Source organism: Sulfuritalea sp. (genome assembly GCF_017302275.1).
Classification (GTDB): Bacteria; Pseudomonadota; Gammaproteobacteria; order Burkholderiales; family Rhodocyclaceae; genus Sulfuritalea.
In genome coordinates, this window is the sequence record NZ_JAFLDR010000042.1 from 21,843 (window position 1) to 33,447 (window position 11,605).

Consider the following 11,605-nt stretch of genomic DNA (forward strand, 5'->3'; position numbering starts at 1 on the left):
ATCCGGCGCCGGCCGGGCGATCGGCGGCTCGGCGTGGCCGGCATGCAGTTGTGGCGGGCTCTCGACTAGGCGTAACATGGCGTGGCGACATTGCCTGTCCGCACTGAACCGGGGGGGTTCGCTTGGCAAACAGAAATGCGGTTTTGAAGGTCATGCCCGGCGCCCGATTGCGGGCCGCGGCAGCGCGCCTTCGGTTTGCCGTCAGGGCCCGCTGCCGGGGAGCGAAAAGTCGGTCCTGGATGTGGCGATTTTCGTGAACCCGGATTTCTTCAATTGGCGATCTCTCAAGGCCCGCGTGACCTTCTTCACGCTGGGGATCCTGGTCGCCAGCATTTCCGCGCTGGCGTTCTACACCAGCTGGATGCTGCAGGGCGACATGCAGCGCGAACTCGGCGAACAGCAGTTCGCGACGACGACGCTGGTGGCAAAGGGAATCGATGACGAGTTGAGCATGCGAATCAATGCGCTGGAACAGTATGCGAAGGGCAGGCTGAACCCGTCGCTGCTGGAGAGCGCGGCCGCATTGCAGGAGCGACTGGAGGGCAGCCCGGCAATCCTGAGCATGTTCAACGCGGGCATCTTCGTCATCGGAGTCGATGGCGTGGCAATTGCCTCGACACCGAAGTCCCTAGGGCGTGCCGGCACCGATTACAGCGACAGGGACTTCTTCGCCGCCGTGACCAGGGAAGGTCGCTCGATGATCGGCAGGCCCGTCTTGGGCAAGCACCTGCAAGCGCCGGCTCTCCCCGTCGCCGTCGCCATTCGCGACCAGCAAGGCAAGGTGCTGGGCGCCCTAGTCGGCGCGACCAGCCTTGGCAAGCCCAACTTTCTCGACAAGGTTACGCAGAGCCGCTACGGCACGAGCGGCGGCTACCTGGTAATCGCCCCCCAGCACAAGCTGTTCGTCACCGCCACGGACAAGTCCCGGATCATGCAGCCCTTGCCGGCGCCGGGCCTCAACGCCATGCACGATCGTTACATGCAGGGCCACGAAGGCTTCGGCGTGGCCATCAACTCGCGCGGAATTCCCGAGCTTTCCGCGGCCAAGGGCATCCCCACCGCGGGCTGGTTCGTGGTGGCCACCCTGCCGACCAAGGAGGCCTTCGCGCCGATCGAGGCCATGACGCGGCGCGCGCTGCTGAGCACGCTGGTTTTCAGCCTGATCGCCGGGGTGCTCACCTGGTGGCTGATCACCCGGATGCTGCAACAGCGCTTCGCCCCGATGCTCAGCGCCAGCAGGGCACTGAGCACCCTGGCGGCGAGCGATCAGCCGCTGCAAGCCCTGCCGGTCACCAGCCAGGATGAAATCGGCGAGCTGGTCGGCGGCTTCAACCAGTTGCTGCAATCGCTCCAGCAGCGCGACCAGTATCAGCGGGCACTGCTCGACAACTTCCCCTTCGCGGTCTGGCTCAAGGACACCGAGGGCCGCTTCCTTGCCGTCAACGCCGGGTTTGCGCGGATGTTTGGCGCCCGCGACGTGAATGAGCTTGTCGGCAAGAACGATCTGGACATCGCGCCGCGCGACCTGGCCGAAGGCTATCGGGCAGACGACCTTGCCATCCTCGATTCACGACAGCAGAAGAATGTCGAAGAGGAAATCCTCGCCGGCGGCACCCGCAAGTGGTTCGAAACCTTCAAGGCCCCAGTGATCGACCGCAACGGCGCCTTGCTCGGCACGGTCGGCTTCACCCGCGACATCACCGACCGCAAGGCCGCGGACCAGGAGCTCGAGCAGCACCGGCGGCATCTGCAGCAACTGGTCGATGTGCGCACGGCGGCCCTCTCCGTGGCCAAGGAAGCCGCCGAGGCCGCGAACCGCGCCAAGAGCACCTTCCTCGCCAACATGAGCCACGAGTTGCGCACGCCGATGAACGGCATCATGGGCATGCTGGCCCTGGCCCGACGGCGCATGAAGGATGAAACCGGGATCGCCCAGCTGGACAAGGCCAAGGACGCCGCCGACCACCTGCTGGCGGTGCTGAACGACATCCTCGATATCTCCAAGATCGAGGCCGAGCGCATGGTGCTGGAGAGCGTGCCGCTGCAACTCGACCGCGTCCTCGAACGGCTCGTCGGCGTGATCGGCACCAAGGCCGCGGACAAGGGCCTGCGGCTGGACATCGACCTGCCCGAGAGCCTGGCACGGCAAGCCCTCCAAGGCGATCCGCTGCGCCTCGAGCAGATCCTGCTGAACCTGACCTCCAACGCCGTAAAGTTCACCGACCAGGGCAGCATCACGGTGAGCGCCAGGCAGGTCGAAGGCACGCCCGGGCAGGTTCAGGTTCGCTTCGAGATCAGGGATACCGGCATCGGCATCGAAGCGGCCGCCCAGGCCAGGCTGTTCACCGCCTTCGAACAGGCCGACAGTTCGATGACGCGGAAATATGGCGGAACCGGGCTCGGGCTCGCGATCAGCAGGCGCCTGGCCGAGATGATGGGCGGCACGATCGGCGTCGAGAGCAGCGCCGGCCGGGGCAGCACCTTCTGGTTCACCGTATCCCTGAGCAGGCCTGCGGCAGGCGCCGTGGCGCCGGCGCCGACTCTTGCGCATCGGTCCGACGAGGAGCTGCTCAGGGCCCGCCATGCCGGGGCGCGCATCCTCCTGGCGGAGGACGAGCCGATCAACCAGGAAGTTTCCCGCGGCGCGCTGGAGTATGTCGGACTCGCCGTGGACCTGGCGGACGACGGACGTGCCGCGGTGGCCATGGCGCAACGCACGCACTACGACCTGATCCTGATGGACATGCAGATGCCGCTGATGAACGGCGAAGAGGCCACGCGGGCGATCCGCACCCTGGCCGGCTACGCGAGCACGCCGATCCTGGCAATGACCGCGAACGCCTTCGACGAGGATCGCAAGCTCTGCATCGTCGCCGGCATGGACGACCACATCGGCAAGCCGGTCACGCCCGATGTGCTCTACGGAATCCTGTTGAAGTGGCTGTCGCGGCCCGGCAGCTGACCGCAGCAAGCCGGCAGGCGGCGCTCCGGTAAAATCCTGCCCCCATGCCTTCCACCCTGGAACTCCTCGCCCCCGCCAAGAATGCCGACATCGGCATCGAGGCGATCCGGCACGGCGCCGACGCCGTGTATGTCGGCGGGCCGAGCTTCGGCGCGCGCTACGGCGCCGGCAACACCGTCGCGGACATCGAGCGCCTGGCGGCCTGCGCGCACCGTTTCCACGCAAGGATCTTCGTCACGCTCAACACCATACTGCGCGACGAAGAACTGGAGGAGGCGCGGCGCATGGCCTGGCAGATGTTTGATGCCGGCGTCGATGCGCTGATCGTGCAGGACATGGGCCTGCTGGAACTCGACCTGCCGCCGATCCAGCTCCACGCCTCGACGCAGTGCGACATCCGCAGCCCGGAAAAGGCCGGGTTCCTCGCCGAGGTCGGCTTCTCGCAGATGGTGCTGGCGCGCGAACTTTCGCTGGCGGAGATCGGCGCGATCCATTCAAGAGTTAATCGAAGCGGTATCCAGGCGGACGGCGCCGGTGACACGGCGCCCATCCTCGAATTTTTCATCCACGGCGCGCTCTGCGTGGCCTTTTCCGGGCAGTGCTACATCAGCCACGCCCACACCGGGCGCAGCGCCAATCGCGGCGAGTGCTCGCAGGCCTGCCGCCTGCCCTACAACCTGGAAGACAAGCAGGGCCGCATCGTGGCCTTCGACAAGCACCTGCTGTCGATGAAGGACAACGACCAGAGCGCCAACCTGCGTCTGCTTGCCGACGCCGGCATCCGCTCGTTCAAGATCGAGGGCCGGCTGAAGGACGCCGCCTACGTCAAGAACACCACGGCGCACTACCGGCAACTGCTCGACCGCATCATCGACGATTCGCCGCAGCAATACGAACGCGCCTCGTCGGGGCGTTGCAGCTTCACCTTCACGCCGCGCCCGGAGAAGACCTTCAACCGCGGAGCCACCGATTATTTCGTCAATGGCCGCCAGCCCGACATCGGCGCCTTCGACACGCCCAGCTTCTCCGGCACGGCGAGCGGTACCGTGACACGCATCGGCCCCGACTGGTTCGAGGTCGACAGCGAGGAACAGTTCGCCAATGGTGACGGCATCTCCTACCTGTCGCGCGGCAGGAAGCTGGCCGGCCTGCGCATCAACGTAGCGCGGCGCCTGGGTCGATCGCAGCGCCTGTTTCCCAACGAGATGCCCGAGGACCCGGAAGGCTTCAAGATCGGGGTCGAAATCCTGCGCAACCGCGACCAGGCCTTTGAACGCCTGCTGGAGAAGGAATCCGCCGAACGCCGCATCGCGGTCACGGTGGAACTGACGGAGACCGCCGACGGCTTCGCCCTCGCCCTGCGCGACGAGGATGGCATTGAGGGCCGTGCCGCCATCGCCCACGCCAAGGAGGCGGCAAAGAACCCGCAGCGCGCGCTGGTCGGCCTCGGTGAGAACCTGGGCAAGTTCGGCGCCACGGACTTCAAGGCCGGCGAAGTCGAGGTGGTGCTCGGCGAAGCCTGGTTCCTGCCGGCCTCCGCGATCAATGCCCTGCGCCGCGACGCTGTGGATGCGCTGGTCGCCGCGCGTGAAGCGGCACGCCCGCGCCTGCCGCGCGCGGCCGCCGTCGAACCGCCGGCGACTTACCCCGAACGCGAACTGAGCTACCTCGGCAACGTGCTCAACGGCCGCGCCCGGGCCTTCTACGCCCGTCACGGCGTGGCACTGATCGCCGACGCGTATGAAGCCGACACCACGCCGGGCGAGGTCTCGCTGATGATCACCAGGCACTGCCTGCGCTACAGCCACAGCCTTTGTCCCAAGGAAGCCAAGGGCTGGGTCACCGGCGTCAACGCGGAGCCGATGACCCTGGTCAATGGCAAGGAAAGGCTGACCCTGCGCTTCGACTGCAAGAAGTGCGAAATGCACGTCGTCGGCAGGATGAAGAAGGGCCGCAGCATAGCCATCCTGCCGGTCGCGCACTGAGACCATGGTCAAGGCCCTGCTTGCCGCGCAGCAGCGCGAACGCGACCAGCTGCTGGCCCAATTGGTCAGGATCAAGGGCTTCATGCCCCTGCTGATGAAGCCCCGCAACGGCATGAAATGGACGCAGGAGGAACGCACCGAACTGGCGCTGCAGCTCAGGGCGGCCGCCCACCTGTCGCCCTATCTTGCCGTGCTGATATTGCCCGGCTCCTTCCTGCTGCTGCCGCTGCTGGCATGGTGGCTGGATCGGCGGCGGCACCGGCGCGATGACGCGCTCCCCCACGCCTGATCCGCGCATGCCGCGAGCCACCCGAATCCGGCCCGGATCGCGGTTGTGGTGAGCCGATGCAGGAAGTCGGCGCCCGCCGCAGGGCGTTCCCGGTAGCGAACCGGCTATCGCCATGAGCCGCATCGTCCTCGCCCCGATGGAAGGCCTCGCCGACGACGCGCTGCGCGCCGTGCTGACGGCCGCCGGCGGCTACGACTGGTGCGTCACCGAGTTCGTCCGCGTCACCACCACGCTGCTGCCGCATTCCTGCTTCACCCGCCTCTCGCCTGAACTGAAGACCGGGTCGCGCACCGCCAGCGGCACGCCGGTACGCATCCAGTTGCTGGGGTCCGATCCGGCTCGGATGGCCGCCAACGCGGCCCACCTGGCACTTCTCAAGCCGCATGGCATCGACCTCAATTTCGGCTGCCCGACGCCGCTGGTGAACCGCAATCGCGGCGGCGCCGCCCTGCTCGACGAACCGGAACTGCTGCAGCGCATCGCCGGCGCGGTGCGCGCCGCCGTGCCGCCGGCGATTCCGGTCACCGCCAAGATGCGGCTGGGCATCGAGGACACCGGCCGCGCGCTCGATTGCGCGCTGGCGCTGGAAGCCGGCGGCGTGCAGGAGCTGGTGGTGCATGCGCGCACCAGGGCCGACGGCTATCGACCGCTGGTGCGCTGGGAATGGATCGCGCGCATCGGCGAGGTGGTCAGGCTGCCGCTGATCGCCAACGGCGAAGTGTGGACCGTCGCCGACTACCGCCGCATCCGCGCCGCCAGCGGCTGCGACGACGTCATGCTGGGGCGCGGCGCGGTGGCCGACCCGCTGCTGGCGCGGCGCATCCGCGGCCATGCGGATGCGGAGCCGAACGATGGCGACTGGCGCGAGATCGAAGCCATGATTGGCGATTTCTGGGCGCGCGTCGAACGCAAGGTCTTGCCCGCGCAATCGCCGGGCCGGCTCAAGCAGTGGCTGGGATTGATGCAGCGCCGCTACCCGCAGGCCGAGCGACTGTTCCGCACCCTGCGCGCGACGAAGCGTGGGCCGGAAGTCGCGGCGCTCCTGGCAGGCGAAGGCATCATCGGCGCGGAGCATTCCGCCGCGTAGGCGACGGCAGCCAAGGTTTCCCGCCAAAGTGTAAGATCGCTTCGAACCTGTCCCCAACGCACAACCCTTGCCGCACCAGTCGATTCCATGTACCTGAACCATTCAAGCGCTGACCAGACCGCGACCGAACTGGCGGCCGCGTCCGGCGCGGAAAGGCGCTGGCTGTTGTGTGTCGCCGATCGTCATGGCGAGGACCTGCCCGCGCTGCTGGCGGCTTGCGACCGGCACGGCCTGGACGTGTGCGGCGGCATCTTTCCCGGCTTGATCCAGGCCGGCGCCGGGCGCGACAGAGGCATCGTCGCCCTGCCCCTGCCGGTCGGCAGCCAGGTCGCGCTGGCGCACCTCGGCACGGACAGCCTGGAATGGGAGTCAGCCCCGCCCGAATCCAATGGCAACGGCCTCGCCAGCTCCATTCTGCTGGTGGACTGCCTGGCGCCGAATATCGAGGGACTGATGGACCAGGTCTATGACCTGTACGGCAGTCGCATGCATCACATCGGCGCCGGAACCGGCTATCACGACCTGCGCGCGAAGCCGACGATATTCACCCGCGCGGGGCTGCATCACCACGCTGCCCTGCTGGTCGCCATGCCGCGCCGGCTGACCCTCGGCGTGCGGCACGGCTGGACGCGCGTGGCCGGCCCCTTCGTGGTCTCGCGATCGAAGGGCAATGTCATCCAGGAATTGAACTGGGAATCGGCCGGCAGCTTCTTTCGCCATCAGGTGGGCCTGCAAAATCCGGCGCTGCGCGACAAGCCCGTGTTCCCCGACCTGAGTACGACCCACCCCCTGTGCATCGCCAGGGAGGGCAGCGAGGACGTCATGCGCGATCCGATGTACATCACCGACGCCGACGAAATGGTTGTGCTCTCCGACGTCGCCGAGAACTCCATGATGTACCTGGCCCGCGGCGACCGGGATTCGCTGATCGCCGCGGCCCGCGAGGCCGTCGAGGATTGCGCCGGTGCCGCCGACGTCGAGCGCTGCTTCGTCTCCGAATGTTATTCGCGCGTGCTGATGCTGGGAGACGATTTGAAGCGCGAGCTGGAAGCCGCGCGAGACGCCCTGGGCGGCATTGCCGAGGTCGAGCTGGAGGGCGTCCAGGCGCTGGGCGAAATCGCCGCCAACGGCAGGCAGAAGCTGGAGTTCTTCAACAAGACCTTCGTCGCCGGACTGCTGCATCGCGCTTGATGAGTCAAACCACCGAAGAACTGCTGCTGCTGTATGAACTGTCCCTGAACCTCGGACAGTCGCTGGACCCGGTGCAGACCGGCCGGCGCTTCCTCAAAACCCTGCTTTCCCGGCGCAATCTGTCTACCGCTTCGATCTGGTGGCGCGACGGTGAGGGAACGCCGGGGGTCCTGGATGACACTGCCTTCGATCTGCTGGATGCGATCCCCAAGGGGCAGTATCGCCAGGCCCGTCGACCGCTGACTCCCTTGCTGCGCGGGCTGATCCTGGACGCGCAGGTTCGGGTATTCCCGGCGGGAGTTCCGGAGTATGCGGAACTCGTCAGCGGCGCCACCGACACCTCCGTCGTTTGCGCCGTCTACCCGCTTGGCATGGACGGACTGCTGTTGCTGGAATCGGCGGATCCGGCGCAGTTCGCCCCCCGCTTTCTCGGACAGTTGCGTGCCGTGGTGAACAACCTGAGCAACAGCCTGCGCGGCGGCAAGGCGCACGCCCTGCTGCGGGCGCGCACGGCGGAACTGGACGAATCGCGCAAGCTGCTGCAGACCATCATCGATACCGCCCCGCTGCGGGTGTTCTGGAAAGACCGGGAATCCCGCTACCTCGGCTGCAACCCCGCCTTTGCCCGGGATGCCGGCAAGGAGGGCGCGGCCGACCTGATCGGCAAGGATGACTACCAGATGAACTGGGCCGCCCAGGCCGATCGGTACCAGGCCGATGACCGGCGGGTGATGGCCAATGACCAGGCGCGGCTGGGCTACGAAGAGCCGCAGACCACGCCGGACGGCGGCACTATCTGGCTGCGCACCTCCAAGGTGCCGCTGCATGACCGGCAAGGCCAAGTCATGGGCGTGCTCGGGGTGTACGAGGACATCACCGAACAGAAACGGGAAGAACGCCGTCTCGCCCTGGCCATGGAGGTGGCCAGGATACTGATCTGGGAAATGGACCTTGTCACCGGCAAGCTGGGTTACGACGGCAACGACATGACCCGCCTGGAACTGGATGCCGCCGATGCCCCGGATACCCTGGAAGGCTGGCTGGCGCGCGTGCACCCCGACGACCGCGAGCGCTTCACCGGAACCATGCGGCAGGCACTGCAACCGGCCGATACGCGCGGCTTCGATTGCGAATACCGCCTCGAAGACAAGGCCGGCGGCTACCGCTGGCTGCAAACCGTGGGCCAGGTGGCGCAACGCGACGCCCAGGGACGGCCGCTGCTGGCGGCGGGCTATTCGCTCAATATCGAAGCGCGCAAGCGCGCCGAGCAGGACCTGAAGGCAAGCGAGGAAGCACAGCGTACCCTGATTGCCGCCCTGCCCGACATCGTCATGCGTTTCGATGCGCAGGACCGCCATCTTTTCGCGTCCGAAAACGTCAAGGAAGTCACCGGACTTGCCGCCAGCGCCTTCCTCGGCAAGACGCATCGCGAACTGGGCTTTCCCGAGCCGATGTGCACCTTCTGGGAACATGCCGTTCGGCAACCCTTCCTCACCGGGCGGCCCCATGAAACCGAATTCGAGCTGGACGGCCCGTCCGGACATCGCGTGTTCAACTGGCGTTTGACGCCGGATTACGACGTCGACGGCCGGGTGCGCACGGTCCTCGCCGTGGCGCGCGACATCACCGAACGCAAGCGTGCCCGAGTCGAACTCGATCGCCACCGCCAACACCTGGAAGAACTCGTCGCCACCCGCACCGCCGAACTCGCCGCGGCGAAGGACGCCGCCGAAGCCGCCAACCGCGCCAAGAGCGTCTTTCTGGCGAACATGAGCCACGAATTGCGCACGCCGATGACCGGCGTGATGGGCATGCTCGAACTGGCCAGGCGGCGCATGAGCGATGCCGATGGACGCGACATGCTAGGCAAGGCCAAGCTCTCCGCGGAGCGCCTGCTCAAGGTGCTCAACGACATCCTCGATATCTCGAAGATCGAGGCCGAACGCATCGTGCTCGAAGACCAGCCCCTGCAACTGGCGGACGTGGTGGCGAACCTGCACGCCACGCTGGACCACAAGGCGAGCGAAAAAGGCCTGCGCTTCGCGGTCGAGCTGCCGCCCGACCTCGCCCACACCCCGCTCAGGGGCGACGCGCTGCGCCTGGGCCAGATCCTGCTCAATCTGGCCGGCAACGCCATCAAATTCACCGAGCGGGGCGAGGTGATCCTGCGGTTGCGGACGGTCGGAGAAGCAACCGATGCGCTGCAGGTGCGCTTCGAGGTCGCCGATACCGGCATCGGCATCGAAGCCGATGCGCGGACGCGCCTGTTCCGATCCTTCGAGCAGGCCGACAACAGCATGACCCGCAAGTACGGCGGCACCGGCCTCGGCCTGGCGATCTGCAAGCGCCTGGTCGGCCTCATGGGCGGCGAAATAGACGTCGCCAGCACGCCCGGCGCCGGTAGCCGCTTCTGGTTCGTCATACCGCTGCGGAAAGCGGAACCCGGCGCCGTGCCGCCAGCGCCGACTCTCGCGACCCTCGGCGCCGAACAGCGCCTGCGAACCAAGCATGCGGGCACGCGCGTGCTGCTGGCCGATGACGAACCGGTGACCGTGGAAGTTTCGCGTGCCTTGCTGGAAGAACTTGGCTTTGTCGTCGAAGTCGCCGAGGATGGACAGCAGGCGCTGGAAATGGCCCGCCAAAGCCCTTACGCGCTGATCCTGATGGACATGCAGATGCCAGTGCTCAACGGCGTCGATTCCACGCGGGCGATTCGCACAGATTCCCTGAATCGCGACACCCCCATCCTCGGCATGACGGCGAATGCCTTCGCGGAAGATCGCCAGGCCTGCCTCGATGCCGGGATGAATGTCCATCTGTCCAAGCCGGTCGACCCGGAAATGCTGTACGAGACACTGCTGGGATGGCTGGAAAGGCGCGGCAACCGAACCATCGCCTGAACCGCGAGTTCGTCAGCGGAATTCAGACGGAGCGTTTGCACAGAACACAAAGCTATTGAAGTCGGCGCTGGCACTACGGCGATGCCGCCTCCTCGCGCGGCCGCGCCACCAGCCACGCCAGCAGCAAAGCCGCGCTGGCCCAGGCGAGCACCGGCAGCCAGGGCAGCAGCGCGGCGAAGCCCGGATCCTTGTTGAGCTGGGCGGCGACGACGGCCATGCGCGCCAGCGTGGCCAGGGCCAGTAGCGCGAACAGGCCGCCGGTGGCGGCGCCTTCGCGGCCGGTGTGGCCGATGGCGATGGCCGCGGTCATCGCGCTCATCAGCACCGCGGCCCAGGCGCCGCCGGCGAGGAATTGCAGGGCGACGAGGATTTCCAGCGACGGCGCCGAGGCGGCCAGCGATGCCGCCAGCGCGCCGATCACGGCGCCCGCCGTCATCACCGGCACGCCGCCGAAACGCTGGTTGGCGCGGCAAAAACCGTGCGGCGAAAATTCTTTTCCAGTCGGTCCGAAATATAGGACCACAATGCCGTTACTTCGGCAGCGCTGCGGCCGTTGGGATCGACTTCCATAACGGTACGGCCATCAATCATGGAGGCGGCAAAATCTGTACGGTGATGCAAGGTAATCGGAGCGACCGTGCCGTGCTGCGACAGCGCAACGGCTGCTTCCGAGGTAATTTTCGCCTTGGGCGTGGCGGCGTTCACCACGAAGATCAAGGGCTTGCCCGCGCGCTCGCACAGGTCAACCGTCGCACCTACAGCACGCAGATCATGCGGACTGGGGCGCGTCGGCACCACAATCAACTCTGCAACGGAGATGACGGACTGAATAGCCATGGTGATGGCTGGTGGTGTATCGATAACGGCGAGGCGAAAGCCCTGCTGTCGCAGCACCGCAAGATCGGTCGCAAGGCGTGCAACCGTTGTCTGCGCGAATGCGGGAAACTCATCTTCGCGCTCATTCCACCAATCGGCCAGCGAACCTTGCGGATCGATGTCGATCAGCACCACCGGCCCAGCGCCTGCGCGCTGCGCCTGCACAGCAAGGTGCCCGGACAGGGTCGTCTTGCCCGATCCGCCCTTCTGCGATGCCAATGCCAATACTCGCAAAGCTGTTCCCCCTCGGAAAATGCATCAAACCCAATTCGAGTTGCCGTGGGGATCGCAGATCGTTCCTAATTTTAGGTTAAT

At 66.5% G+C, this 11,605-nt stretch carries 8 protein-coding genes; 6 read left to right on the forward strand and 2 right to left on the reverse strand.

The window, feature by feature from the left end; genetic code table 11:
• Nucleotides 1–253 precede the first annotated feature (253 nt).
• The 6 genes from J0M27_RS17805 (at nucleotide 254) to J0M27_RS17830 (ending at nucleotide 10,414) form a co-directional block, all read left to right on the forward strand.
• Nucleotides 254–2,962 (forward strand): ATP-binding protein, encoded by a 2,709-nt coding sequence (locus J0M27_RS17805; protein WP_294994868.1) that lies wholly within the window; start codon nucleotides 254–256, stop codon nucleotides 2,960–2,962.
• A gap of 44 nt (nucleotides 2,963–3,006) precedes the next feature.
• The gene (locus J0M27_RS17810) at nucleotides 3,007–4,947 is read left to right on the forward strand and encodes a U32 family peptidase (protein WP_294994871.1); all 1,941 of its coding nucleotides are present in this window, start codon (nucleotides 3,007–3,009) and stop codon (nucleotides 4,945–4,947) included.
• Nucleotides 4,948–4,951: 4 nt separating this feature from the next.
• Nucleotides 4,952–5,236: a hypothetical protein gene (locus tag J0M27_RS17815; RefSeq protein WP_294994874.1), complete on the forward strand. Its 285-nt coding sequence runs from the start codon at nucleotides 4,952–4,954 to the stop codon at nucleotides 5,234–5,236.
• A 112-nt stretch (nucleotides 5,237–5,348) separates the two neighbouring features.
• Entirely contained in the window at nucleotides 5,349–6,323 is a 975-nt protein-coding gene (locus J0M27_RS17820; protein ID WP_294994877.1) for a tRNA-dihydrouridine synthase, read from the forward strand.
• A gap of 87 nt (nucleotides 6,324–6,410) precedes the next feature.
• Nucleotides 6,411–7,514 carry an FIST C-terminal domain-containing protein gene (locus tag J0M27_RS17825; protein WP_294994880.1) on the forward strand — a complete coding sequence of 368 codons (1,104 nt, stop codon included), beginning with the start codon at nucleotides 6,411–6,413 and terminating at the stop codon, nucleotides 7,512–7,514.
• Nucleotides 7,514–10,414: a PAS domain-containing protein gene (locus J0M27_RS17830; RefSeq protein WP_294994883.1), complete on the forward strand. Its 2,901-nt coding sequence runs from the start codon at nucleotides 7,514–7,516 to the stop codon at nucleotides 10,412–10,414. Before J0M27_RS17825 ends, J0M27_RS17830 begins: the two co-directional genes overlap by 1 nt.
• Before the next feature lie 73 nt (nucleotides 10,415–10,487).
• Here the strand turns inward: J0M27_RS17830 and J0M27_RS17835 are convergent, their stop codons facing one another.
• Nucleotides 10,488–10,850, reverse strand: a complete 363-nt coding sequence (locus tag J0M27_RS17835) for a hypothetical protein (protein ID WP_294994886.1) — start codon at nucleotides 10,848–10,850, stop codon at nucleotides 10,488–10,490.
• Nucleotides 10,850–11,509: a ParA family protein gene (locus tag J0M27_RS17840; RefSeq protein WP_294994888.1), complete on the reverse strand. Its 660-nt coding sequence runs from the start codon at nucleotides 11,507–11,509 to the stop codon at nucleotides 10,850–10,852. Before J0M27_RS17840 ends, J0M27_RS17835 begins: the two co-directional genes overlap by 1 nt.
• Nucleotides 11,510–11,605 lie beyond the last annotated feature (96 nt).